We start from the raw sequence: 26,549 nt of genomic DNA, 5'->3' as shown, positions 1-26,549 counted from the left end.
AATAATTAAAGATTTTTGAGATCTTTTAATTTTGCAATCTTTTAATCTTTTCAATAAAAAAAATGAAAATAATCGTTCCAATGGCGGGTCGCGGATCAAGACTTAGACCACATACTTTAACTGTTCCTAAACCATTAATTCCGGTTGCAGGAAAATCTATCGTTCATCGTTTAGTAGAAGATATTGCCAAAATATTAAAAGAACCAATTGAAGAAGTTGCCTTTATTTTAGGTGATGAAGCCTTCTTTGGGGATGATGTTGTGGAGAGCCTGCAAGATTTAGCAAAAGGTTTAGGTGCAAAGGCCTCAATATACCGTCAGGATTTACCTTTGGGAACAGGTCACGCGATTATGTGTGCCAAAGAATCTTTATCAGGACCAGCGGTAATTGCTTACGCAGATACTTTAATCAGAGCTGATTTTGAATTAGATCCTGCTGCTGATGCTGTAATATGGGTAAAACAAGTAGATCAGCCGGAAGCATTTGGCGTTGTAAAATTAAACGCTAATAACGAAATTATAGAATTGGTTGAAAAACCAAAAGAATTCGTGAGTGATTTAGCAGTTATCGGAATCTATTATTTTAAAGAGGTTGGTGATTTGAAGAAAGAACTTCAAGGCGTTTTGGATAATAATATTCAAAATGGTGGAGAGTATCAAATCAATGACGGAATCAAAGCAATGATGGCCAACGGAAAAGTTTTCAAAACCGGAAGTGTTGATGAATGGATGGACTGCGGAAATAAAGATGTTACTGTTGAAACAAATTCAAGAATGCTTGGATTTTTACATAATGATGGAGAGCATTTAGTTGATTACAGTGTCACATTAGAAAATTCAGTAATAATTCCGCCTTGTTATATTGGAGAAAATGTAGTGCTGAAAAACACTACAGTTGGACCAAATGTTTCTTTAGGAAAAGGTTGTCATGTAACAGATAGTGTTATAAAAAACAGTTTGGTGCAGACTTATTCTCAAATAAAAAATGCTACCTTAGACAATGCGATGATTGGAAATCACGTTAGTTATGATGGTAAGTTTACAAGCATCAGCATTGGAGATTATTCTGTTTTAGAATAAAAATTATATTTTAAAATGAAATTATGTAAATGATGAAAAGAAGAGTTTTAGTAATTTTATTTTTCGCGTGGCTTTGCAATGCTGCATCGGTTATGGCTCAGACTGAACCGGAAGATATTGCTATGGCAACCGATGAATATCAGGACTCTTTTTATGAATCGTTGAAACAAAAAGGAATCGAAAATTACGATAAGGCTATCGTATCATTAGAGAAATGCATAAAGCTCAAACCTAATGATGCAGTTGCTTATTTTGAATTGGGAAAAAATTATTTTTCTTTAAAGCAATATAGTAGTGCTCAGAGTTCTTTTGAAAAAGCAACTCAGTTAGATCCAAAAAACAAATGGTATTGGTTGGGAATTTATGATGTAAGTTATGAAACCAAAAATTATCCTTTGGCGATAGAAACGATTCAGAAAATTATTTCGTTTGACGAAGAATATAAGGACGATTTGATTTCGTTGTATATGTTGACGAATCAATACGATAAAGCACTTTCGACGATTAATGAAATGAACGATAAATTCGGAAAATCAGAAGATCGGGATCGTTATAAAATGCAAATTTTATCACAGGGAAAATATCAAAATGCTGAGATTACTAATTTGCTTGACCAGATTAAGCAAAATCCTAAAGACGAATCAAATTATGTAAATCTGATTTTTTTATATTCGAAAGCGGAAGAAACGGATAAAGCTTTAGAAGTTGCAAAACAATTGGCGAAAGAAATTCCAAATTCAGAATGGGCTCAGGTGAGTCTTTTCAAAGTGTATTTAGATGCAAATCAGGCTGATAAAGCTATTAAATCGATGAATGTGATTTTGTCAAGCCCAAAAATCGATTCAAAAATAAAACATCGTACGCTAAATGAGTTTTTGATTTATGTGAATAAAAACCCGCAGTATGCGCCGGATTTAGAAAAAGCAATTGCTTATTTTGACAACGATCCGAATGTAGATGTAGCGAAAGAAGTGGGGAAATTTTATCACAGTAAAAATCAGTTTGAGAATGCGATTAAGTATTATGAAAAGGATTTAAAATCAAACTCAGATACCGACCGCGAAACGAATTTGCTTTTGCTTGAAGCTTATACACAGGCAAAACAGTTTGAGCCGATGACTAAACGAGCGATGAATATGATTGAAGTTTATCCAAGCCAGCCTCAGTTTTATTATTATGCAGGTTTAGGAAACAATCAGTTACAACAATTTAAAAACGCAAAAACCGTTTTAGAAATGGGGCTCGATTATGTTGTTGATGATACGGCATTGGAGGCGAATTTTAATATTCAGTTAGGTGAGGCATCTAATGGGTTAGGAGATGCAAAGAAAAAAGAGGAATACTTTTTGAAGGCAAATGAATTATTAAAAAAGAAAAGGTAAAGATTAAATTCAGATGAAAAAATATATAGCATTAATAGTGATGTCGGTTTTTGTGATTTCGTGTAAATCGAAAGCTGTCGCAGTACAAAATACGGACAAAACTCTGGAAGCGCCAAAAGAAGACAAAAAAGCGATTCAAAAGCATTACGATAATAAACTAGACTTTAAAACATTATATATAAAAGCAAGTGCTAAATATGTTGACGAAAAACAGAGTCAGAATGTTTCTGTAGAAATTAAAATTGAAAAGGATAAACAGATTTTAGTAAGTGTTCGTTTTCTTGGTATCACAATGGCAAAAGCGTTGATTACGCCAACAACTGTAAGTTATTACGAAAAAATAAAAGGCAGTTATTACGAGGGTGATTTTACAAGTTTAAGTAAATGGCTGGGAACAGAACTGGATTATAGTAAAGTTCAAAATTTATTGGTTGGTGAAGCTTTGGACGATTTAAGAAAAGGAAAATATACACAAACGATAGTTGAAAATCTTATTCGTCTGGAAGAGGAGAAAGAGACGAATGTTAAGAAAAGCTTCTTTTTAGATTCGGATAAATATTTGCTTCAAAAAGAACAAATTTCACAGACAAAAGAAAATATAATGTTAGAAATTAAATATTCTGACAACAAAACTTTTGATCAGGGTGTACTTCCGACAAGTATTGAAATTAATGCCATTCAGCCAAAAGGAAAGACAGATATTAATTTAAATTATAATAATATTTCATTTAACGAAGAACTTTCTTTTCCATATAGTGTACCGAGTGGTTACAAGGAAGTTATAATTAAGTAAATTTGCAAAAAGAAAATAAAAACATGCCGAAATTTCTACTAAGCCTAATTTTTATATGTGCCACTACATTTATGTGGGCGCAAGATTCGCAGCAAGAAAAACTTGAACAGCGAAAAGCTCAGATTCAGCAGGAAATTAGAGACAACGAAAAAATGTTGCAATCTGTAAAGAAAAAAGAAAAATCGGCAGTAAATGTGTTTTTAATTCAGGCTAATAAAATTAAACTGAAAGAAAAACTAATTAATACAACAGCAAAACAAGAAAAGCTTATCAGTAATGATATGTATATTAATCAGGTTCAGGTTAATAAGCTAAAAAAAGAATTGGCAGTTCTGAAAGAAGATTATGCTAAAATGATCCTGAAATCGTATAAAAGCCGTTCAGAACAAAGTAGAGCGATGTTTATTTTATCTTCTGAAAGTTTTTTACAAGCGTATAAAAGAGCACAATATTTAAAACAATATACGAATTTCAGAAAAAATCAAGGTTTAGAAATTCAATCTAAAACGGCGCAACTAGTTGATTTTAATGCCAAATTAGATGGACAAAGACAGGTTAAGAAAAAGATTATTGCTGAAAATCAAAAGGAAAAGCAAAGCTTAGAAGTAGAAAAGAAAGAACAGCAAAAATTGGTGAATGCTATCAAAAAAGATAAAAACAAAATCATTGCTGATACCAGGAACAAACAAGCAGAAGCGAAAAGAATTGACAGACAAATCGATCGTTTGATTCGTGAAGCTATTGCTGAAGCAAATAGAAAAGCTGCTGCAGAAAGAGCAAAAGATAATCCAGGATCGACAGCATCAACTGCTCCGGTTTCATCATCTAAAATTGCGTTAACACCAGAAGGAAAAATTCTTGCTGCCGATTTTAAAGCCAACCGAGGAAAATTACCCTGGCCTGTTGAAAAAGGATTTATTTCGTTAGGTTACGGAGATCAGCCACACCCGCTTTATCCATCTTTAACAGTTCATAATTCTGGAGTTGAGATTACAACAGAAGCCGGAGCAACTGCACGAGCAGTATTTGAAGGTGTCGTTTCGAGTGTAATCGTTTTATCACCAATCAACAGAGCGGTTATGATTCAGCACGGAGATTATTTTACCGTGTACCAAAATCTAAGTCAGGTATTTGTAGAAAAAGGAGATAAGGTAAATATCAAACAAAGTATCGGAAAAGTAAGAACGAGTGGAGATACCGGAAAAACAATCATTAAGTTTTTGATTCTTCAAAATACATCAAATAATAATCCGGAAGGATGGTTGCAAAACAGATAACAAAAAGGGAGCTATTTGAAGCTCCCTTTTTGTTATCTGTTTTTTCGTATATAAAAATCAATAATGCTAAAACTTGTACACTTCTACAGGATAATCTTTCACGGAGGTTACCGATGTTCCCCAATTAAAATCAGTTTTATTGCTCATATTTTCTTTGTTATTACAGGAAACAAAAAGGAATAAAATACAAATCCTTATGATATAATATTGTCTCATTAATTCTTATACATTTTTACAATCGTTTTTTCTAATAAAATTTCCTCTCCTCCACATTTTACAGTAAAACTTGTGGTTTTATACATAAAGGCAGGTCTAATTTCTATCTCAATGGTTGCATCTGGATGATTTTTTTTCATTTTCTTAAAAGCGGCCACAATTTCATCTTCATCAAATTTTGCTTCGCCATTGTATATTTTAAAATAAAAAGAAATAGTAAGAGGCAATGGTACATGATTGAATAAGGCTTTATCTATTACCTCTTGATAAATATTATCTTCTTCTCCATTTATATAGATAATAGAATAGTGGTGAAGGGAATCGTCTTCTTTATAAAAAGAAGTTTGAAAACGCCAGTTGTATTTTTCGCGATACGTATCCCAAATCCCATAAGGAATACCAGAATTGTAAATTTTTTGCTGAAGGTATTTAGGAACAGCGCCTTTGTAAAAAATATCATAAAAAGTTTCCAAGTCTTTGAAAGCTCCCGGTACAGGAAGAAAAGTATTTAAATCGACATAAGTTTCTTTCGCTTGGTATCTTGCTACTTCTACACGGTGTGCTGCACCTGTTATAAAAAGCACAACCATACCACCTGGTACAACAGCAATAGTAATATGATTATACGTTTCATGCTCAGGCAGATTGGTTACGCTATTCCAATTATAAAATCCTTCACGAAACAAGGCTAGCATTTTATTTTGTGTAGTTTGATCTATGTTTGTGTCGATCTTCCAGAATTTTTTCTCGGCATAACTTACCCATGTAAGCGACAGCATTGTTGGTATAATATTTCCACCAGCTCCAATATCAGTACCGTCATATCCCCAGCCATCATCTTCAATTCCGGCACCATGTAGATTTGTAATAAATTTATCTTGCGTGGCTAGATAACCTTTATGGACTTCTATAGGATAATCTTTTACAGAGGCTACTGTGGCTCCCCAACTAAAATCAGTTTTTGTACTCATATCTTCTTTGTTATTACAGGCTAATAGTGCAAATAGTATAATTAGTTTAAATTTATTTTTCATGATCTTAATATTAATGCTTTACAATAAACCTTTTTCGTTCCGGTTCTGGCGCATTTACTAGAGTAGCTGTTGCATTGTAGTGCAAATAATGATTGCGCAGTTGTTTCAAATCGGCATCAGGTATCTTATGATTGATTACGTCTAATGGATTAGCAATCGCTTCGGCAGCATAATCTTCTATATATTTTTTTATCTTATTTAAAAAATCAATATTGTCTGTAAAAATATTTTGTGTAAAAACATATTTACTCATGGTTGTATTGTTAAACTTAATGTTTTGCTTTTCTGCAAATTGTTTTATCATGTGCAAGGGTATAAAGCTGTACTGATTACTAATGTAAGCTCTTTGTGAAATCAGTTTTTGTGTGTCATATAAAGAGTTTGCGCTATAATTAGTTTTATGAGGTTTGCCATAGGCATCACATATTGTAATTTGATCTTTGGTAAACCAGCCTTCATCTATAAGAATATCTCTAAACTTGCTTAATCTGGAACTTGCAAATGTGTTATCACAATAATCTGTTGCCAGCACATGTTCGCCATCTGGATCTGGGGCGACACCATGTGCTATGCCTTCGGGTCTGCCTTCAGGATAACTACCACCAACATCGCAATGTACACCGGGCATATACAATTCTACATGATTTTGACTTTTGATAATGGGCGATAAACTAAAGTTTTTTCGATGTTCCTCAGCTGCTACCATGTGTATAACATGTTTGGCTTTACTGATGGAGTTGAGTCCTAAATCTTTGATATCATTAAATTGTACCAAACCATGATGCGCGACAGTATCATACAATCCGGCAAAGCGAATTATTAATCGGTTAAATGTTATTCCTTTTTCGGTAAGCAAATAACCGAAATGACCGTTTGAAGGCATTCGGGTATTTGCATATTTAACATCTATGTTACGGCCATAGCGGTCTCGATTTACCTCGGTATAATACGATGGCAATGTAATTTCATGGACGAAATGACGCGCTGATGCAGCCCCACGGCTAAAGCCAAAAACATCAATAGTAATTGAGTCTATTTTTTTGTTCTCCTGTTTCGCCATAATGGGCATAATTTTTTGCGTCATCTGTTCTATTGCTCGACGTACCCTGTCTACAATACCTGAGTTGCCTGCACCAAAAGCCCCTCCCATAAAAAAATCATCCGTTTCATATTCACTTACATTTAGGTTTTCATCGCCCAAAGTATTAGTGTTCATTCCTTCAGTATAAATTTTAAAAGTTCTGCTCTCTTTATCTTCTATATAATTATCAAATAAAATAGCAACGTTAGAGAGATCATTTTCATAACTTCCTTCACCGTATTTGTATTTTATTTTATCTTTTTTAGTTAAATCATCATTGCTTTTGGCATATACATTTAAGCGTTCTTCGTTAGTATATGGGTTGTTATCTGTAGCAATTCTTCCAATACGTTTTTCTTCCCAATCGGTACGGGCAATGGTATCGTATCTGTTATTGTTTGTTCCATCAATAAAAACCCCAAACGTAAAATCAATTTTTTTTTGGTCATCGGGTACACCTGTCTTTTCTTCTTTTTCTCCCAGTACCAAAGGGTTATTGCCCGAGAGTTCGCCTTGCATTAAAATTCCGTTTCGGGATATTTTTAAAATGCAATTATCTAAATCTTTTTCTTGTTTTTCAATTTTTGGGTGGTGTATAATAGGTTTTAGGCTCAGTTTTGTACCACTGTTGAAACTTCCCGCTGCCTGAAACTGCCAGGCATGTTCTATAAATATTGGGAAAACACATTTTTGCACATTAGCACTCGATGTTTGTTCTTTTCCTTTGTCGGTAACAATGGCATCTACAATTGCTCCTTCTGGAGGTTTTGTAATTGTGTTGTATTTATGAATGTTTACTAGACGTGTAAATTCGGTTAAAGCCTTTGGGTCAAGTTTTTGTATTGGGTTGCCGTCTTTGTCACTGGGCGTTGGCGTTAAGTTTGTATCTGTAAAAAAGCCATCATCGGCTAGTTGTATTTTTATATTTTGCCCATACAAAGCTTCTGTATAAATGTGTAAATAAACAGTAGAGCCAAATGCAATTTCTTCGGTTATTTTCCTGCCGGTATAATCGCGCCACTCTGCGGCAATAACTTTTGGTGTTCCTATTGCATTTACAAATATTCCGTGTGGGATTTCACCTGTTGCAGGGTCATTTTGGGTAAAAACTTCGAGCCATGCAGGACCTCGGCCTTCAAGTAATTTTGGAAAACGTATTTGCTTGCTTAAACTATGAGGCAGTCCTATTGAAAAAGAGGCATTGTGAGTCATTGCTTTGCCTGCCATTCCTTTGCCAACGGCTTGCCAACACCAACTCATTCGATTTAATTCGGCTTCCAGTTTTTTATTAAATACTTCTTTCTGTTTGTTATATTCAGCTTCTTCTTTGTCTCTTTTATTATGTGCCTGTACGACCCAATATCTATTATCGTAATCTTTTATTTCCCAAACCTGTTCTTGAGTTAAACGGTTAAAAGGTGGTAATTTTTTTGGTCCATCTTTGTACAAATCATCTGTCTGTACAATTTCAACCGTAAACATTCCTGCTTTAGAAAGTGTTAAACATCCTGCTCCCGTATTCCATTTTTGCCCCTCGGCGAGTGGCTCTTTTGGTTTAATGTGCAAACTCTTACTCATTTTGTGTATTATTAATCATTAATACTTCATCATCCAAATCATGAAAATTTACTCCCGGCAATATTTCAGCCAATATTTGTGGCGAGCTATTTTTAATGTTTTTTTCTGTTAAATTTGCGGTCTGGCCATGATTTTTAATCGTTATACAATCTGGAGTTCCCATTTTACAAGTCGCTTTACTATCTTCAAGCAATGCTTTACCTTTATTCGAATAAGTTGCTTTTTCGTCAACACCAGACCACTGGGTTATGTCTATCACGCAAGGTAACGGGCCACTTGGCGAAGGCTGATTTTTGCATTTTCCAAAAGTATTTTTCTGCATTGTTTGTTTGACTTCTTTATCAGTTGCAATTAATTTTTCTTTTCCATCACTGTCATTTGCATAATGTTTTGAATGTGTTTTTACCAATAAAATATCAGTTTCTGGTGCCTCACTAAATTTACATTGACACGTTGCTCCCTGAACAACAAAATGTTTTTCTGCCATCACTTTATTTTTTTATTTAGACTTCCTTATTTTTTTTGAAAACTGATTTTATTCTGCTCCAGATACTTATTTTCTTTTTCGGAAAAATTTCTTCAACAAACAATTCTATTATCTTTTCAGTATACAAAGGGTTTTTCGGGAGTTTTGGAACAGGATTGTTTTTAATTTCCTTACTTAAATCGTGGAAATAATCATATTTACCATAATCTCTCTCTATCTTTTGCCATGATTCAAATATTCGTTGGTTTTCTTTATGTGAAGCATCACTCCAAGGGCGGTAAGAACTGCTTGGTGTAAGATGGTATATTTCTAATTGAATTTTTTGTTGTGTTTTTTCGTCAATTTTGGTTTCAAATGTTCCTAAAACAGAAAAAATGCTTCGATCTTCGTTATATAGCTTATAATCTACATTCATTTTAGATTCAACAGATTCTGATTTAGATTCGAATGATTCGGATTTTGGCAAATTATATCCGGCTATTATTTCAGAAATGTTTCTTTCGTCAATAGCAATTCCATTAGCGGTGATGTTTATTTTATCATCAGATGAACATAACTGATCGATAGACTGAACAACACCGTATTTTATGGATTGATTTCCAAATATTGGGGATTCCCAAATAAAATTGCAGCTTAATTTTTCAGAATAACTCACATAAAGAGGTTTGAAAAACAAGTGGAAAAACCAATTTTGATTAATTGATTTTTGTAGTACTCTATTGTTTAACATTAATGCGTCTATTTTGGCAACAACTTTTAGGATATTATCTCCTTTATAATATTCTAAAATATTTTTTCTTGTATCAGACCAACGTTTTACAATCTCATCATGATTCAGAATACTCTCAATCTCACCATTTATTTTAGTTTTTATTTTAATTGGAAAAATAGTTTCAGCCGCAGTATTTGCGATCTGTTCTATTTTAGAATAAGATGATTTATTATTGATAAAAATTTGTTTTCGGTTAATTTCAAAAACACAATTATGACCATATCGGTCGCTCATGAAATTAAGTTCTGTTTCATAAAAAATTTGTTCTTTAAGAACATCATTTTCAAGATTTTCATAGGTAAATCCGTAAGTTCTGGTTTGATTTGATGCGCCAAAATCCAAATCGAAATTGGTATTAAATTTTACTTTTTTTAAATTCATATTATAATTATTAGACTACATTATTACGTAGTTGGTTCTTCTGTACTCATAATTATTATATTAGAATTCATGGTTCTGATCTTGCGTATATTGAAATTGTTTCTTTAAAATGAATAAGATCATCAATTGCAATTTCTACAGAGGTTTTGGAATCGATAAAATCTAACCCTGACGTTCTATACTGGACAAAATGCTCATAGGTTGACGTCAATTTTATTTTATCTTTCTCTAATATTTCAGTAATAGGCAGTTGATTGTTTAAACATTTTACATTTATACCTTCGATTAATTTATCTTTATCTATACTATGAGAAATCGATTTTAAACTATTTTTCGCCTTGTCATATCGTGTTTGCACATCATTCCAATAGGTATGTGCAATTGGAGCCATGCCCCAGTCGGTTTTATGGTTTTGGCAATCTTCTTGTTTTTGCAATGAAATACTTAGGGCTTTTACGATGTTTAAATAAGCCCCATACTCTTATATTTTTTCGATCGTATCTACTTCACTGGAAAAATGTTGCTTGATATACTCAAAGTCAATACCATGGCAATCCACAACATTCTGGTTTTTATCCAGCGCTTTTATACTCCGGTTTCGCCCATTTTTTATTTGTAGCGCATCTTCTTCTATTAAAAGTGATATTGGTAACAAAGTGTTGGTTGATTGCTTAGACAATTGATTAAATTCACAATCGACTGGGGTTCCGAAGGCTTCTCTGTTAAATTTATTTATAAGAATGTCATAGGTCTTATTTTTATATTTGTCTATAAAAATTTCAAATTCACCTTTATAGTTAAACTCAATCCCATTTATGCATAGATTAGTCTTGTTTTCAATCAAATAATAATTGGACGTCATTCCCATAATAAGTTATTCTTTGGCTATTTTAGAAAATTTAATAAAAATAAACACTAAAAAAAGAACCAGATGACCACAATAAGGCATATTAACACGAGAATAGGTTTTTTATCAAGAAAATATGATTTAAAATATGTGCCTTTCAAAAAAACATATTTGATTTTGAAGAGTATTTGATAGTAAAGAAACCCTTGAATATAATTATTAGAGAAAGAAACTATTTAACAGACACTGCACAGCTACAATAAAAACAGCAGTTTTTCTTATTGTGAGACTTACTCCTAATCTTCAAAAGTTACTTGTAATTATTATCGTGATTATAATTCTGTTGATTTACCAGTTACAAAATCACAATCAAAATCGGAGTAAAAAGAGGTAAGAATGTAAAAATCATTCCATTGTTCAATTGAAATTGTATCGAGTGAAATTTAAAAATAGTATTTTTGCACTATGGAAACAAATAGACAGAAAAAAATAGGCGGTGTCATCCAAAAAGATTTGGTTGATATTTTGCAAGGTGAAGTGCGAAAAAACGGAGTTAGTAACTTGGTAATTTCCGTATCCAAAGTTAGCGTTACATCAGATTTATCTGTGGCAACAGTATATTTAAGTATTTTTCCGCAAGAAAAAGCAAAGGAAACTTTAGAAGGTATAAAATCTAATACGACCTTAATTAAACACGACTTGTCGCAGCGTGTTCGTTTGCAATTGCGTCGTGTACCAAACCTGGTATTTTTTATCGATGACTCATTAGATTATATCGAAAAAATTGACAACGCTTTATCAAACAGAGAAAACCCAATTGAAAACCGTGATCTTTTAGAAAAAAGAAGAAAATCATAAATTGAATTTCCCCCTTTACATAGCCAAACGTTACATTTTTAGCAGAAGTAAAAACAATGCTATCAATATTATTAATCGCATTGCCAGCATGGGAATTATTGTTGGCACGATGGCTTTGTTTGTGGTTTTGTCTGTTTTTAGCGGACTAAAAGTGTTCAGTCTTTCTTTTACCAATGAAATCGATCCGGACTTAAAAATTACGAGTACCTACGGAAAATCATTTTTAATTACACCAGATCAGGAAAGTCAGATTAAAAAAATGGAAGGCGTTGCTTCGTACACCAAAATTATCGAAGAGCGTGTTTTATTTTTATTCAGGGACAAACAGCAAGTTACTTACTTAAAAGGAGTTGACAGTCTTTATCCTGTAGTAAACGATATCAAGAAAAAACTTTTTAACGGACAATGGATTAAACCGGATACGTATCAGGTTGTAGTCGGGTACGGAATTGCGAGGGATTTTTCGATGGGGATTCTTGATTTCGAAAACCCATTGCAGATATTCGCTCCAAAACCCGGAAAAGGCGGTATCGAAAATCCTGAAGATGCCTTTAATAAAACCGATGTTTTGCCTGTCGGAATTTATTCGATCAGTGAAGATTTAGATTCCAAATATGTGTTTGCCGATTTAGGATTGACTCAGGAATTATTGATGTACAAACCGAACCAGATTTCTGGTGTAGAATTCAAGTTGAAAGACAATGCAAATGAAAGCACCATCAGATCTCAACTGGAAAAAATTTTCAAAAATAAAATGACAATCAAGAACAGGGCACAGCTTAATGAATCTCTGTATAAAATGCTCAACACCGAGAATATTGCGGTTTATTTGATTTTTACTTTGGTGATAATTGTAGCACTTTTTAATTTGGTTGGCGCGTTGATTATGATGATTTTGGATAAAAAAGGAAACCTGAAAACCCTTTTTAACCTTGGAACAGAAATCAACAGTCTTCGAAAAATATTCCTGCTTCAGGGAACTTTGTTGAGTGTTTTTGGAGGAATTATTGGTCTTGTCCTCGGAATTATTTTGGTTGTTTTGCAACAGGAATACAACCTGATTATGTTAACGCCAACTTTAGCGTATCCTGTCGTTTTCACTCTAGAAAATGTACTTATCGTGATGGGAACTATTATTTCACTTGGTTTTGTGGCTTCTTTAATTGCCAGCAGCCGAGTGAGTAAAAAGCTGTTAGATTAATATTTCTTCCTAAAAAATATTACTTATATTTATCTCCTTAAAAATTTTAAGTATATGATTGTTTCTGCCTAATCCTATTTTATTTTTCAAATAATTAGGATACTTCAGTTTTTTTCTCGCGTTCAGATTCTTCAATCTGAATCAATTTTATCATTTATCCTAATATATCATGACAGAAACAACAATACAAAAAAGTTTACTTTCCCGAATTTTCAATACAATAAAACAAGCTGTTAAAGGTGATGAATCCTTCGATTATACTGCCGGAAGCATTAAAAAAGCCGTTATACTATTAGCCATTCCGATGGTTTTAGAAATGATGATGGAATCGGTTTTTGCCTTGGTCGATTTATATTTCGTTGGACATTTAGAGCACAGTAGTTTTGCAATTCAGACAGTCGGTTTAACCGAATCTGTATTGACGATTATTTATTCGATCGCCATCGGAATGAGTATGGCGGCCACCGCAGTTGTGGCACGCAGAATTGGAGAAAAAGATCCAGTCGCTGCCGCGAAAGCCGGAATGCAGGCTATTATTATTGCATTTGCAGTCAACACTTTGATGAGTATTTTGGGCGTTATTTATGCCAAAGATATTCTGTTATTGATGGGCGCTTCCTCAGATGCCGCAGAACACGGTTACCGATTTACACAAATTATGATTGGAAGCAGTTTGTGCATTATGCTTTTATTTTTGGTAAACGGAATATTTCGTGGAGCCGGAAATGCTGCAATTGCTATGAAAAGTCTTTGGCTGGCTAATATTTGCAATATTATTTTATGCCCAATTTTGATTAATGGTTTGGGTCCAATTCCTGCGTTTGGATTGATTGGTGCGGCATTGGCAACAACGTTGGGACGAGGCATTGGGGTTTTATATCAGGTGTATCATTTGTTTTTTGGAAACGGGGTTTTAAAAATTAAAATCGCTTATTTGGTTCCTGACTTCAAACAGATGAAAGCTTTAATTAAAATTGCTGCACCAGGAATTTTGCAATTCGTAATTGCGTCTTGCAGCTGGATTTTTCTGGCGCAATTAGTAGCGACAACGGGTGGCGATCATGGTTCGGCAGGTTATCAGACAGCTTTGCGAATAATGATGTTTTTTATTCTTCCCGCTTGGGGACTCAGTAATGCCGCTGCAACTTTGGTGGGTCAGAATTTAGGAGCTAAACAAATAGATCGCGCCGAGAAATCGGTTTTTACAACCGCAAAATACAATGTTATTTTCATGGCGACAATTATGGTCATTACCTTAGTTTTTGGAAAGTACATTATTTCATTTTTTACCAATGATGAAATGGTCAAAACAGTTGCGATTGAAGCTTTGCAGATTATGAGTGTAGGATTTGTCTTTTACGGAATCGGAATGGTTTTGATCAATACTTTCAATGGGGCAGGAGATACCTGGACACCAACCGGAATTAATTTCTTCGGTTTTTGGCTGTTCCAGATTCCGTTAGCGTATATTTTGGCGAAACATTTTAATATGGGACCAACAGGCGTTTTTATTGCAATTCCGGTTGCAGAAACCGCAATTACTTTAGCCGGAATTGTGCTTTATAAAAGAGGAAAGTGGAAACGTATTCAGGTATAATTAAAATAAAAAAGACCTTCAATTGAAGGTCTTTTTGTTTGAATAGTTAATATAATTCATGTGCGTTAAACAATATTCTTCAATGTATTTTAGATTAGGTGATTTATTTTTTGTGTTAAACAACCAATCTAATTCTGAATAAATAGTTTTATAAGAAGATTTCTCCGCCCCTAATTCGGTAATTCTGCACAGTAATTTTAGTGCTCGTATTTCATCTTTAGTATTTTTATGTATGGTCAGAGCATGGAATTGACTTTTAGCAAGAGAAGGGTTATAAAATATTGATAAATAACCTGAAGCTAATTTCCATAGATAAGGATTTGATGTTTTTTGTTCACTATCAATTTTGTTGACAAGAAAAACAACATCCATATCAATATTTTCTTTTGTTTTCTTTTTATCTAATAAAATCGGATAAGTCATTAAACTACTAATTCTTGTTTCTTCTTCATCAATCAATTTTGGTAATAGGTAATCTAAATGAGGGCTTTTGGGATTGAGTTTATAAATTTCTGCTATTGCTGTTTTTTTATCTGCTGTGAAACCATATAAAGCCCATAATGCAATTTTTTCATTATTGGTTTTTGCAAGTGACAAAGAACCATTAAAAGACTCGTTATCTTTAATATGGAAATTGTTTGCTATTTCAGCTCTATTTTCAAGATTATTTTCAAATATAATACTATATAAATAATTTGCTTTTACTTGATTATTTTGTTGTTTGTATATACCAGCACAATATGATAATGCTCTATAATAAAGCTCATTTTTTGGTTCTAAATTTTTAGTATTATCAAAAAACAAAAGTAAATTATCTTTTTGGTCACTATAAAAGTATGCTTTTATAATTTGAAACCAATATCGGTTTCTAAGAAAAGGATCTTCTAAACTTTTGTATTTTAAAAGTAATTCATCTATAACCTTATGATTGACTAAAGGAATACTTGTATCATTATAATTCCAGGAATATTTGGAAGAAACGCTGCTTTTCTCTATTTTCTTGGCAAAATAGATGAATTCAAAAAAGTTAAAATTTTTGTCGAATTTTAATTGAGTTTTCCTTTTATGCTGATTTGAACTATAAATTTCTTTTATCTTCTTTTCAGCATTTTCATTTAATAAAAAATATTCTACTGTATCGACTTTTACCTTGCCTTCCAGATAATTATACCATTCAGTTAAAATAATTTTATTATATCGAGTATTATAACTAGTATTAAAATTAATATCATAATATTTAATTTCTTGTCTGAATAAAAATGGAGATAATGATTTTTCGGAAATTTTATTATTTAAAAACGGAGCTTTAGTATTTGATGAATTATGTAGAAAGAATACCGCAGTAATAACGCTGATAAAACTAAAAAGAATTGCATATTTTTTGAAAGAATCTTTTTTCATCTGAAAAGGGTTTTAAATTTATGGGATCTAAGTCGTAAAATATTAATTCATTTGGAGTGTTTTTTAGTTTAGGACTTAGATCTTTAATGATTTCATATAAATCTTCTTTTTGAACAGCATCAATTTGTATAATGTCTCCTTTTTTATAAAATATACCATCTTTAAGTAAATTGTTTTTAGCAATAACTTGGTTTTTTCTAACAACTTTGAAGTTGTTTCCTAAATAGAATTGTTCGGTATCTGTTTTGCTATATAAGGCAAGTACTTTATTATTTCTTCGATGAATAATCCAAGAATAAACAGGAAGAGCTAAATCTAATTTCAAAGGGTAATCTTTTAAATTTTTTATGTACTTTTTGGCAATGTTTCTATCATAAATTAAATTGTCATTAGAATCAAGAGTACTCATATTATAATACATTAAGACACCTCTGTCAACATTTGGAATACCTGCCAATTTTAAAAATTTTATTTGATGTAAACGAATCGTTGCAGATAAGCTACCTTTAAAATTTGTTTTAAAAAGTGACAGGAAAGCAAAATAATTATCTCTGCTTTGTTTTGACCAGTCACAATCAAATTGAATTTCTTTTATATGTAAGTTGTTCTTTTTGTTTATTTGTTCAATCAAATTTTGAATTTTATCTGCTAAGTCAGATATATTTAAAGATTGATTAAGCATAACTTCATTTTTTACAAAAACGACGGGAACAATTTCTAAATTTTCTGGTTTTTCTTTAAATATTATAGGTAAGAGAGGTAAAGGACTATTGTCTTTTAAAGCGACATCGAAATATCGTATATAGATTTTGTTGATATTATTTTCTTTTAACATAATCTTTTCCTCATTATTTAAATTGAAAATGGTTTTCCAATAATAGAAAGAAGCTTTTGGTTTTGGTTCATCTTCACAACTTATCAATACAAAAATGAAGGCATAAAAGAGCATATATAAATTTTTCATATGTTATTATAACTTATAATTTAATGTGAATAATATTACTCGTGGCATAATATAAGTGATTCGTTCACTTACAGCATAATCTAAAAATGAAAATTCATTTTTAGTTTTATTATTGAAAAAATTATTAATTGAAAGTTCAAAGGAAAGAGGGCTGTTCTTCTTTTGATAACTTAATGAGGTATTGATAATGTTATAAAAACTATTTTGGTGATTGCTATTAATGTTTTTTTGGCTATCGTAAGAAAAACGATAATTCAATGATGGGAGTAATTGAAAATTTAAATCTGAATTTATAGATGTTGTTTTAAAACTAGAATTTGTTAATCCTAAAAATTGACCAAATCCCTTAGTATATCCTAATTTAAAATCGGGCCATTTTTTATATGTAGTTTTAAACCAGATTCCAATTTTTTGATTGTTTCTATTATTTGACGAGGTAATTTTGTTTAATGTTTGCAAATAATTAAACCAGTTGATATTGGATATTAATTTGATATTAAAGCGATAGATGTCTTTTCCAAAAGAAGCGTTGAAACTATAATTAGTTTCTGGATTGTTAGTTAGAATAGGAGTGTTGTATTGATTTATCCCATTTATTACAACTTCGTTACGAATTGTTTTTATTTTTTGATTAAAACTTAATCCTGCATCCAATGTGATTTTTCTGTAGGTGTCCATTTTGCTATACCTCAAAGTTCCAAAATGATATTGCTCATATTTTAAATCGGCATTACCCCTGTAAATCAAGTTGTAAGATTGTAAAGTATATTGATCCGCAAGCTGGTTTACAGTAGGAAAATTATTAGCTAATTTGTATGTAAGAGATAATGATTCTGAATTATTAAATTGATACTCACTATTTAATTGCGGAAGAAGTTTAGTTTGTGAATATGCCGATTCACCAGAGAATTGATCAGTAATTAATTGATAATGATGTAAAAATAGACCAATTCTATTTTTAAGTTTTCCTATTTTGTTTTTATATTCTATTCCTAAATAGCTATCATTCATTTTATATTCTATATCGTTTTCAAAACTATTCTGAGAAAAATTCTTGTTTGTTCCATTGGTAAGATTTTGCATCTCATTGGTCAGAAAATGAGAAGTTTCAAAATTGTTTCCTATGGAAGTATATATATGATTGAAATCATTCAAAATCCAATAATGTTTAAATAAAACATCGACATTATTATTTTGAATTCTTTTGAGTTGTTTAATTGAGTATATACTGTCTTTTTCAATTGGAATAATACCTTGAAAAAATGGCTGGTTTGTTATCCAATTACTTATAGGAGTATTATGTTCGTATTGTTGATTTATAGCTAATGTTGTAGTATGAGATGTGTTATATTTTTTATGCCATTCCAAATATTGTTTAAAAGATTTATTATCGGCTTTTTGAATAGTTTCAAAGAGGGTTGAGTTTGAAGTTGTAATAGAATTTATTACTTGTGTTAAATTGTTTGTACTAGTTTGATACTGAATATTATAAAACCAATTATTTTTTTTATTTGGTAAATAATCCAATTTTAGATTATAAATAGCAAGAATGGATTCATTATTTCCTTTTTGCAATTTATTTTCAAACGAGGAATTATTATTCTCCAAATATTGATTATTGATTTCAGATTTTGAGTTTGTGAAAATTTTTGAAAAAATTCCAAACGAAGAGACATTTAATTTAGAAGAAAAATCATGGCTAAAATTAAAAGCACCAAATTGTGATTTGTTTAAAATAACATCATTGTCTGTTCTAGTAAAAGAGAATAGATTGGTTAATGGTTTTCTCTTTTCTATAAAAGTACTGGCCCCACCTTGAAATCTAGTTAAATCCTGGTAAGTGAATACTCTTTTCCCCACATTATTTAAGTCTCCAATAAAACTAATATTTGTTTTAGGACTGTAGTAAAATAACGCTGCATGACCTAAATAAAAGTTATTGTCATCATTACCAGCTTCGACACCAGCTTCAATATCTCCAAAAACGAATTTTTTTTTATCTTCTTTTAATTTCACATTCATAGCTAATTCATCACTGTCAGAAACTTGTTTAAGTAACCCAACTTGATTAAAATGGTCAATAACCTCTATTTTATCAAGTGCATCTGCAGGAATATTTTCTACAGCTAGTTTTGACCCACCGCCAAAAAATGGTTTACCTTCTACTAACATTTGTGTTACTTTTTTTCCTTGTACAGTTACTTCGCCATTTTTGTCTACTTCTACACCGGGTAATTTTTCCAGTAATTCTTTCATTTTCCGTTCACGTCCATTTGCAAAACTTTTAACAGAATAAGTTAGTGTGTCTTTTTTTATGGTTATTGGAGTATGTTTTATTATAATTTCTTTTAAATTTTCTTCTTTTCGTTTTAAGTTAATTTGATAATAATCTAATTTTGAATCGGGTTCTATTGTAAGGACTTTTTCTGTGAAACCTAAATAAGAAATTGTTATTTCATATCCTTCGTTGCTTTCCAATTCTAATTTAAATCGCCCCTTATTATCAGTGATTGTAAATTTTATTCCGTTATTTTTTGCTCTAGGAACAGCAATAATATTTGCATGTTCTAAAGATATATTGTCATCTGATAAAACGATGCCGTTTATTTTCTTTGCCTGCGAAAAACAAAAAACAGGCATAAGTAATAGAAGAATAGGAATATAGAATCGCACTTATATTTTTGTTTTATTATTTAAATTCATCGACAAAAATTAAAGCTGTCTATTATATTCTTCTTGTGTAATGTATCGTCCGTTCTTTGGTTTTTCAATTTTTATGGGTGCACCTTTAATATTAAATTCAATTTTAGAAGCATAAAAATATGTTCTGGAATTGAAACTGGCTTCTAAAACTAAGCCCGGTACACCATCAAGCCCTTTAGGTCCAAAAGGGAATGAAAGTTCTGGAGCAAACCAGACCTCCGGATTAAAAGTGAGCATTTTATTCCTTTTAATACTAAATTCTTGATAGGTACAAATAGCTTTATAACATTTGTATCCACTGATCATTTTGGTTTCATTGGTTATTTCCCATTTATATTCATCGTAAGGATGAATAATATTTAGCATTCCACCAAAACTTGTTTGTTCAATTTTTTCTTTTGTAGTAATATCTTTGAAGTAAACCCCTTGTGCTCTGATTGCCATTATTTTATAAACAAACGGGTTTTCAACATCTAATTTTTCTACCATTGAGGAAATACTCTTGTCTTTAGTGAAATATAGTTTGCATTCTATTAGTTCGCTCGCAGCTTTGCGCTCTTCGAATCTTTTTTTTTCTTCAATACTTCTAACTTTGTTGTCGATAGTTTCATTTGGTATTAATCCCATTTTATAGGTTACACATGATATTGAATCTTGCATGCTTTGAGAATGTAAATTGACAAAAAGTAAAAGGAATAAAATGGATATTTTGTGTTTCATAATTTTTTAAGTTATACGCTCCAATTAAGGAGCGTAGGTTTTTAATTGTAATTAATGAGATATACAGTCATTATAATAACCACAATATGCTTGATGCCATTCAGCATCACTTAGGCATCCGTGATCAACTTCATCCCAATTTGCTTCTGACGAAGCTAAATCTGAACAATCGTTCAGTAATTTCGAACAATCATTTGCGAAGGCTGCAGAACCTAATGCAGACATCAGTATTGATGCAAATAATAATTTTTTCATAATTAAATTTTATATGTTAATAATATGGCGAAGATATAAGTATTGAATTAAATTTAAAGATTATTCTTACTCTATTTTTGCATAATAAAGGTAATATCTTATAAACTATCATTTTTTTTATTAAATTTATAATTTCAATAACTTTAAAGTCATGAATGTAATTGTTGGTAATAAACTAAAGAAATTGCGTAACCAAAGAGGATTAACACAAAAGCAAATGGCAAATTTGCTTGCAATTTCGCAATCAGCTTATGCTCGTATAGAAAATGGAGAAAGTGGGTCTTGGGCAGGGCATATTAAAAAGATCTGCAAGATTTTTGACATACTGCCACAAGAATTGGTAAAAGATGATAATTGAATAAACTGCCATTACTTTAGCAGGAATTATGCTTTATAAAAGAGGAAAGTGGAAACGTATTCAGGTTTAGGGTTTTATTTCGTACAATATTTCTTAAATATTTCCGTTGATTCTTAATAACCAAAAACAGATTCACATGAAAACCAACATTAAAATTTTAGTAGTTTTAAGCTTTGTATTATTTGGACTTTTTGCTTTTAAGTCATTAGAAACTAAAAAAGTAATTGTTATTGACGCTGGTCACGGCGGAGATGATTTGGGAGCAAATATCGAAGGTTTACAGGAAAAAATAATTACTGAAACCATTGCTAGAAAAATTAAAAGTCAGAATAAAGGCGGCAATTTAGAAATTGTTTTGCTTCGCGAAGGTGATCATTTTATGGAATTAAGCGAACGAGTTTCAATCATCAACAATTTAAAGCCAAATTTAGTTATTTCATTACATGTTAATTCTAATAGTAACATCAAAGCTAATGGAGTAGGAGCCTATGTTCCATCTAACAAAAAACTTTATGATCAATCAAAAGAAATTGCTGAGATTGTAGTTGATAAGTTGGCTTCGACAGGAAATCTTAAAAAACGAAATATAAGTGAAGCACCTTTTTATATCTTGAAAAATTCCAACTTTCCCGCAATGACTTTAGAAGTTGGATATTTATCGAATCAAAATGACAGAAACTATATTACCAGTGAAAAAGGGCAAGACGAAATTGCTGCCAAAATTTTGGAAGCTGTAAAATAAAGAAAGAGAATTTAAAGTAAAAAAGACCTTCAATAGGAGGTCTTTTTTTATGTTTAAAAGTTAAATATTTTATAAGTACATTTATTTATTGTAAAATATTGTACTTTTGAGCGTACAATTTGAAGTACGTAAAAACATTGATTATGAAAGCCGTTACAATTTCTACATTAAGAAAAAATATAAAAAACTATTTCGATGAAGTATCAGAATCATCAGAAATAATTGTTGTTCCCAGAAACACAGAAGAAGATGCCGTTGTAATAATTTCAATGAAAGAATATAATTCTATATTAGAAACCCAGCATTTGTTATCAACTAAACAAAATAGAAAAAGACTTTCAGAATCTATAGAACAAATGGAAAAAGGAAATCTTGTAAATTTTAATTTAGATGAGCTTTAGATTGTATGGATATTTGTTTTACAAAAAATGGTTGGGAAGAATTTGAATATTGGCTTGAAAATGATAAAGAAACTGCGATAAAAATAAAAGAATTAATAAAATCAATAAGAGAAAATCCTTTTAAGGGAATTGGAAAACCGGAACCTTTGAGACATGATCTAAAAAGTTTTTGGTCAAGACGAATTAATGGCGAACATCGTCTGGTTTACAAAGTTTCAGGAACGAAAGGTGCTGATCAAAAATGTATTATAATACAATGTCGATTTCATTATGACGACTAACATAAAAAAAGACCTTCAATTGGAGGTCTTTTTTTACGTTTTAAACAAACTCATATCCAGCATAAACCTGTTCGATTTCTTTCATAATCGCGAATAAATCTTCAGGAGCATCTGTGGTAACTAATTTTTGTTTGTATTCTTTAAAAGAGTGAATTCCTTTGAAATAATTGGTGTAATGACGACGCATTTCAACAATTCCTAAGCGCTCCCCTTTCCATTCCATAGACCACATTAAGTGATTTCTGGCAGCTTCAACACGATCAATAACCGTTGGTGCAGGCAAGTGTTCTCCGGTTTTAAAGAAATGTTTAATTTCGTTAAAAATCCACGGATAACCAATCGCAGCACGACCAATCATGATACCATCGATACCGTATTCATTTTTATATTTTAATGCTTTTTCAGGACTGTCGATATCACCATTTCCAAAAATTGGCATTGTAATTCTAGGGTTGTTTTTAACACGTGCAATATGCGACCAATCGGCATGGCCTTTGTACATTTGTGCACGGGTTCTGGCGTGAATTGTCAAAGCCTGAACTCCAATATCCTGCAGCCTTTCTGCAACTTCATCAATATTAATAGAGCTTTCATCCCAGCCTAAACGTGTTTTTACGGTAACTGGTAAATCTGTACTTCTGATTACGGCTTTCGTTAAACGAACCATCAAATCGACATCTTTCAAAACACCGGCTCCTGCACCTTTACAAACTACTTTTTTTACCGGACATCCAAAATTGATATCCACTAAATCTGGTTTTACAGTAGAAACAATTTTAGACGAAAGTGCCATTGCTTCTTCATCGCCACCAAAAATCTGAATTCCAACCGGACGTTCGTAATCAAAAATATCCAACTTCATTCTACTTTTGATCGCATCACGAATCAATCCTTCCGACGAAATAAATTCAGAATACATTAAGTCAGCGCCGTGCGTTTTGCATAATCTGCGAAACGGCGGATCGCTCACGTCTTCCATCGGTGCTAATAATAAGGGAAATTCGGGTAATTCTATGTTGCCAATCTTGACCATCTTCAATATTTTGTGCAAAATTACAACTTTTTAGTTCAATTTGTACCAAATTGAGGGGCAAAGGTTCAGAGAGGCAAAGGTTCAAAGGTTTTTTTATCAGACAATTAGCTAAGCCTTTGTCCCTCTGAACCTTTGTAACTTTGTACCTCTACTACGTTCTATAGTCAAAAAACCGAATAGGTTTTCGGCTCATCGGATTAAAAACCAACGGATTTAAAGTTTCTTTTGAAGCGAATTCAATTTTTGGAGTAACTCGTAATTTTGCTCTGAAATGATCTTTGATTTCCTGCAAAAATTCAGGAGTTTGATTTTTTACGGCAATTTTTATCAGAATTTCATCTGTGCCCAAATCATTGGTTGAGATTTCGATAATATGATTTTCGATATTGTCAAAATCACTCAGAACATCATTCATCGCTGGCGGATAAAGTGTTGTTCCTTTGTATTTTATCATTTGTTTTTTACGGCCAATTACGGGACCAACGCGCAAAGTATTTCTGCCGCAAGAACAAGGTTCATCATGAAGCTGCACAATATCACCCGTTTTAAAACGTAATAACGGCATGGCTTCAATTCCCAAAGTGGTAAAAGTCAATTCGCCGGCTTCGCCATTTTTTACAGGCATATTATTTTCATCCAGGACTTCCACAATAATTAATTCGGGATGATGATGACCTCCAATTTCGTGTTCACATTCCGTAAAAGCAGTGCTCATTTCGGTAGAAGCATAAGTCGAAAACAACTTAATATTCCATTTTTCTGTGATTTTTTTGGAAAGCGTATTCATCGTAAAATCCTGATTTCTCAAAGATTCTCCAATGCAAATTGCACCTTTTATACTCGAATTATTATAATCAATTCCTTGAATTTCAGCGTATTCAATCAATTTCAGAAGAAAGGACGGAACCGTAATTAAATACGAAGGTTTGTATTTCAAAATCGAATCCCATTGCAATTCCGGAATTCCCGCACCAACGCGAATAACGCCTACTTTTAATTTTCGTAATCCTAGAAAATAAGCCAAACCAGCCATGAATTTTCGGTCGATTGTAGTCATTAATTGTACGACATCGCCTTCTTCAATTCCGGCGCACGCGAATGAAATTGCTTCATTATACGCCAGTCGATCCAAATCAGAATCGGTTAAACCAAAAGTTACCGGATCACCTAAAGTTCCTGAAGTTGAGGCGTAATCAATAATTTTATGTTGCGGAACACACAAAAAGTCATCGTTATATTGCTGTAAATCCTCTTTTGTTGTAACAGGTAAATATTGTAAATCTTCAAGCGTTCTTATTGTCGAAATATCAATATTTCTTCCCGCAAAAAGACGTTTGTAAAAAGGAGAATTCTCGCTGATATATTTTAAAAGTTCTGCTAATTTTTGCTCCTGAAAAACTTTAATTTCTGCTAAAGAATCTTTTTCTATTGATGGAATCATGTTCATTTTCTTCTGAGTTTTTTTAAATATTTTTCAATTGTTTCTTTTTCAGGAACAGTTGTAATTTCTTTCGTTAATGCTTTTTCGAAGTTCGATTGAGCCAGCTGAAAGTATTTTTTTTGATAAAAGTACAACCCTGCTTTATAATATACAACCCAATAATCAGGATTTAAAGATTGATAGTGCTGAATAAATTCAAAAGAAACGGTCTCTTTGTTTTTCAGGTACAAATCCATTTTGTCGTCTTCAATTTTAAATTTCTGATAGTTTTTAAAAGCGGGAGTTTCTAAAAAAGGATCTTTGGCAATATTTAAATTTTCTTCTTCAAATGAAACTACAAAATCAGATTTTCTTTCCTTAAAAATAGAATCTAAATTGTAACAGACAAATTCGCCCATTTGATACGGATTGGCCGAAACCCACACTAATTTTTCTTTCGGTTTAAAGATAATTCCATGATGTGCCAGCAATTGATTGAGCGCTTTTTCGTTGCCAAAACCGAGGGAAATATTTTGCAGCCCTTCCTTATTACGAAGAATTTCCGAAGCAATTTTTGGATTTATTTTTTTGTTTTCAGAAAGAAGTTCCTGCATTCTTTCAAATCGATATTTAGAATGGCTGTTGGCAATTTGCGATAAATTACGCTCATTATCTTTTAAAGCATCACTTTGAAAATGATTCGAACAAATTAATTGATTACTGTTTGGATCGTAAACGCCCATTTTTTCGGGAGAAACCTCAATTAAAATGGCTTTATTATCCAGAGCGCTTCCCACCATTATGGATTCAGAAACAAAAACTTTTCTTTTTTTTGCAATAGCGATGGCTTCGTCAATAGTTGAAGCGTGCTGTAAAATTTCTCTGGTCAAAATCGAAATCGGGGTTTTGGCGCTCATGGGAATTTTCGATTTACTAGCATTAATTGTTACCGTCAAACCTTCTAAATTCATTCCGGAAACGGCACCAATCATTCCGGGCCAGGTAATCGTCATAAACGGATGACCTTCTTTCGGATTTATAAAGGCAACTATTTTGTTTTCCGCGAAAGCGTCATTCACATAAAAGTCAAAATTGCGCCCCAGAATTAGATTTCCGTCTTCAGATTTTTCTCCCCAGACCGCAAAAGACGAACATCCAACCAAAGCCAGATCCTGCAAGGCGTGCCCAATATCATGCGCCGCATGCAAATATAAACTGCGCTGATATTGTGGTGCAATGTTATCAAAATCATGTGAAGCATATTGCGAAATACCAAAAATTTCCGTTTGATATTCTGCAGCAACATTCGAATATAATTTTCGATTGTACCATTTTAGAAATTGACGAAGTATTTTTTGCTCAAATTTTGATGGCACCAAATCCTTAATTTTCGAGAAAAATATTTGCTGTTGACGTTCTAAAAGGGAGTCGGATAAAGCGCCGGTATTAAGGCCAATTTCTAATGGATCGCCTTCCGCATATAATTCCCAAAGACCCTGTTTGTTTTTTAAAAGCGAATTATTTCCAGAGATAAAAACACTGTCTGAAAGTTTTGTCACAACAGGTCGTGTCGCATTATAACTGGAAATATCGGGCTGATGATTTTTTTGTTTTGATGTACCACAGGAAAACAGAATTCCTAAAAAACCGATGAAAAGAAGGTATGTAATTCGGTTTTTCATAATCCA

The 26,549-nt window shown here is 32.1% G+C and carries 25 protein-coding genes; 11 read left to right on the top strand and 14 right to left on the bottom strand.

Annotation, left to right across the window (positions count from 1 at the left end; translation table 11 throughout):
• Nucleotides 1-62: 62 nt before the first annotated feature.
• The 4 genes from J2X17_RS02680 to J2X17_RS02665 are packed head-to-tail and all read left to right on the top strand — an operon-like array spanning nucleotide 63 to nucleotide 4,531.
• Complete coding sequence (locus J2X17_RS02680; protein ID WP_310294423.1) at nucleotides 63-1,079, top strand: sugar phosphate nucleotidyltransferase; 1,017 nt, start codon at nucleotides 63-65, stop codon at nucleotides 1,077-1,079.
• A gap of 32 nt (nucleotides 1,080-1,111) precedes the next feature.
• Nucleotides 1,112-2,461, top strand: coding sequence for a tetratricopeptide repeat protein (locus tag J2X17_RS02675; RefSeq protein WP_310294684.1), 1,350 nt, complete (start codon nucleotides 1,112-1,114; stop codon nucleotides 2,459-2,461).
• Between the two features lie 13 nt (nucleotides 2,462-2,474).
• A complete protein-coding gene (gene lolB1 / locus J2X17_RS02670) occupies nucleotides 2,475-3,254 on the top strand; it encodes a lipoprotein insertase outer membrane protein LolB1 (RefSeq protein ID WP_310294421.1) in 780 nt (259 codons plus the stop codon).
• Nucleotides 3,255-3,277: 23 nt separating this feature from the next.
• On the top strand, nucleotides 3,278-4,531 hold the full coding sequence (locus tag J2X17_RS02665) for a murein hydrolase activator EnvC family protein (protein WP_310294419.1): 1,254 nt from the start codon (nucleotides 3,278-3,280) through the stop codon (nucleotides 4,529-4,531).
• A 215-nt stretch (nucleotides 4,532-4,746) separates the two neighbouring features.
• Here the strand turns inward: J2X17_RS02665 and J2X17_RS02660 are convergent, their stop codons facing one another.
• The 6 genes from J2X17_RS02660 to J2X17_RS02635 form a co-directional block, all read right to left on the bottom strand.
• Nucleotides 4,747-5,781, bottom strand: coding sequence for a DUF2931 family protein (locus J2X17_RS02660; RefSeq protein ID WP_310294417.1), 1,035 nt, complete (start codon nucleotides 5,779-5,781; stop codon nucleotides 4,747-4,749).
• 10 nt (nucleotides 5,782-5,791) lie between these two features.
• Nucleotides 5,792-8,440 carry a phospholipase effector Tle1 domain-containing protein gene (locus tag J2X17_RS02655; protein ID WP_310294415.1) on the bottom strand — a complete coding sequence of 883 codons (2,649 nt, stop codon included), beginning with the start codon at nucleotides 8,438-8,440 and terminating at the stop codon, nucleotides 5,792-5,794.
• Complete coding sequence (locus J2X17_RS02650) at nucleotides 8,433-8,927, bottom strand: DUF4280 domain-containing protein (protein ID WP_310294413.1); 495 nt, start codon at nucleotides 8,925-8,927, stop codon at nucleotides 8,433-8,435. Before J2X17_RS02650 ends, J2X17_RS02655 begins: the two co-directional genes overlap by 8 nt.
• Nucleotides 8,928-8,943: 16 nt before the next feature.
• Nucleotides 8,944-10,080 carry a hypothetical protein gene (locus J2X17_RS02645; RefSeq protein ID WP_310294412.1) on the bottom strand — a complete coding sequence of 379 codons (1,137 nt, stop codon included), beginning with the start codon at nucleotides 10,078-10,080 and terminating at the stop codon, nucleotides 8,944-8,946.
• Between the two features lie 67 nt (nucleotides 10,081-10,147).
• Nucleotides 10,148-10,471, bottom strand: coding sequence for a hypothetical protein (locus J2X17_RS02640; RefSeq protein ID WP_310294411.1), 324 nt, complete (start codon nucleotides 10,469-10,471; stop codon nucleotides 10,148-10,150).
• 90 nt (nucleotides 10,472-10,561) lie between these two features.
• A complete protein-coding gene (locus tag J2X17_RS02635; RefSeq protein ID WP_310294409.1) occupies nucleotides 10,562-10,948 on the bottom strand; it encodes a hypothetical protein in 387 nt (128 codons plus the stop codon).
• 444 nt (nucleotides 10,949-11,392) lie between these two features.
• Between J2X17_RS02635 and rbfA the strand changes: the two genes are divergently transcribed.
• The 3 genes from rbfA (at nucleotide 11,393) to J2X17_RS02620 (ending at nucleotide 14,583) form a co-directional block, all read left to right on the top strand.
• Complete coding sequence (rbfA, locus tag J2X17_RS02630) at nucleotides 11,393-11,785, top strand: 30S ribosome-binding factor RbfA (protein ID WP_160373763.1); 393 nt, start codon at nucleotides 11,393-11,395, stop codon at nucleotides 11,783-11,785.
• 1 nt (nucleotide 11,786) lies between these two features.
• A complete protein-coding gene (locus J2X17_RS02625; RefSeq protein ID WP_310294407.1) occupies nucleotides 11,787-12,986 on the top strand; it encodes an ABC transporter permease in 1,200 nt (399 codons plus the stop codon).
• A gap of 169 nt (nucleotides 12,987-13,155) precedes the next feature.
• Complete coding sequence (locus J2X17_RS02620; RefSeq protein ID WP_310294405.1) at nucleotides 13,156-14,583, top strand: MATE family efflux transporter; 1,428 nt, start codon at nucleotides 13,156-13,158, stop codon at nucleotides 14,581-14,583.
• Between the two features lie 18 nt (nucleotides 14,584-14,601).
• Here the strand turns inward: J2X17_RS02620 and J2X17_RS02615 are convergent, their stop codons facing one another.
• Genes J2X17_RS02615 through J2X17_RS02595 form a run of 5 tightly spaced genes read right to left on the bottom strand, consistent with a single transcriptional unit; the run spans nucleotide 14,602 to nucleotide 20,596 of the window.
• Nucleotides 14,602-15,984 (bottom strand): hypothetical protein, encoded by a 1,383-nt coding sequence (locus tag J2X17_RS02615; protein ID WP_310294404.1) that lies wholly within the window; start codon nucleotides 15,982-15,984, stop codon nucleotides 14,602-14,604.
• Nucleotides 15,944-16,948, bottom strand: coding sequence for a hypothetical protein (locus J2X17_RS02610; protein WP_310294400.1), 1,005 nt, complete (start codon nucleotides 16,946-16,948; stop codon nucleotides 15,944-15,946). Before J2X17_RS02610 ends, J2X17_RS02615 begins: the two co-directional genes overlap by 41 nt.
• Nucleotides 16,949-16,954: 6 nt before the next feature.
• Nucleotides 16,955-19,621, bottom strand: a complete 2,667-nt coding sequence (locus J2X17_RS02605; RefSeq protein ID WP_310294397.1) for a TonB-dependent receptor — start codon at nucleotides 19,619-19,621, stop codon at nucleotides 16,955-16,957.
• A 39-nt stretch (nucleotides 19,622-19,660) separates the two neighbouring features.
• Nucleotides 19,661-20,371, bottom strand: coding sequence for a GLPGLI family protein (locus tag J2X17_RS02600; RefSeq protein WP_310294395.1), 711 nt, complete (start codon nucleotides 20,369-20,371; stop codon nucleotides 19,661-19,663).
• 51 nt (nucleotides 20,372-20,422) lie between these two features.
• A complete protein-coding gene (locus J2X17_RS02595; protein ID WP_310294393.1) occupies nucleotides 20,423-20,596 on the bottom strand; it encodes a hypothetical protein in 174 nt (57 codons plus the stop codon).
• Nucleotides 20,597-20,777: 181 nt separating this feature from the next.
• On the opposite strand from J2X17_RS02595, the gene J2X17_RS02590 reads away from it, so the two are divergent.
• The 4 genes from J2X17_RS02590 (at nucleotide 20,778) to J2X17_RS02575 (ending at nucleotide 22,408) form a co-directional block, all read left to right on the top strand.
• Nucleotides 20,778-20,984, top strand: coding sequence for a helix-turn-helix transcriptional regulator (locus J2X17_RS02590; protein ID WP_310294391.1), 207 nt, complete (start codon nucleotides 20,778-20,780; stop codon nucleotides 20,982-20,984).
• 136 nt (nucleotides 20,985-21,120) lie between these two features.
• Complete coding sequence (locus J2X17_RS02585; protein ID WP_310294390.1) at nucleotides 21,121-21,726, top strand: N-acetylmuramoyl-L-alanine amidase family protein; 606 nt, start codon at nucleotides 21,121-21,123, stop codon at nucleotides 21,724-21,726.
• Nucleotides 21,727-21,869: 143 nt separating this feature from the next.
• Nucleotides 21,870-22,127, top strand: a complete 258-nt coding sequence (locus tag J2X17_RS02580) for a type II toxin-antitoxin system Phd/YefM family antitoxin (RefSeq protein WP_310294388.1) — start codon at nucleotides 21,870-21,872, stop codon at nucleotides 22,125-22,127.
• Nucleotides 22,128-22,132: 5 nt separating this feature from the next.
• Complete coding sequence (locus J2X17_RS02575; protein WP_310294386.1) at nucleotides 22,133-22,408, top strand: Txe/YoeB family addiction module toxin; 276 nt, start codon at nucleotides 22,133-22,135, stop codon at nucleotides 22,406-22,408.
• 40 nt (nucleotides 22,409-22,448) lie between these two features.
• On the opposite strand, the gene dusB is transcribed toward J2X17_RS02575, so the two are convergent.
• From dusB to J2X17_RS02560, 3 genes are all read right to left on the bottom strand, one after another.
• Nucleotides 22,449-23,441, bottom strand: a complete 993-nt coding sequence (gene dusB / locus J2X17_RS02570; RefSeq protein WP_310294384.1) for a tRNA dihydrouridine synthase DusB — start codon at nucleotides 23,439-23,441, stop codon at nucleotides 22,449-22,451.
• Between the two features lie 151 nt (nucleotides 23,442-23,592).
• On the bottom strand, nucleotides 23,593-24,882 hold the full coding sequence (flxY, locus tag J2X17_RS02565) for a flexirubin biosynthesis putative acyl-CoA ligase FlxY (protein WP_310294382.1): 1,290 nt from the start codon (nucleotides 24,880-24,882) through the stop codon (nucleotides 23,593-23,595).
• 2 nt (nucleotides 24,883-24,884) lie between these two features.
• Complete coding sequence (locus tag J2X17_RS02560; RefSeq protein WP_310294381.1) at nucleotides 24,885-26,543, bottom strand: C45 family autoproteolytic acyltransferase/hydrolase; 1,659 nt, start codon at nucleotides 26,541-26,543, stop codon at nucleotides 24,885-24,887.
• Between the last annotated feature and the right edge of the window lie 6 nt (nucleotides 26,544-26,549).

Source organism: Flavobacterium aquidurense, from assembly GCF_031458035.1.
GTDB lineage: Bacteria > Bacteroidota > Bacteroidia > Flavobacteriales > Flavobacteriaceae > Flavobacterium > Flavobacterium aquidurense_C.
Note: the sequence above shows the minus strand (reverse complement) of the source record. Positions and strands in the feature narration are given on the sequence as shown.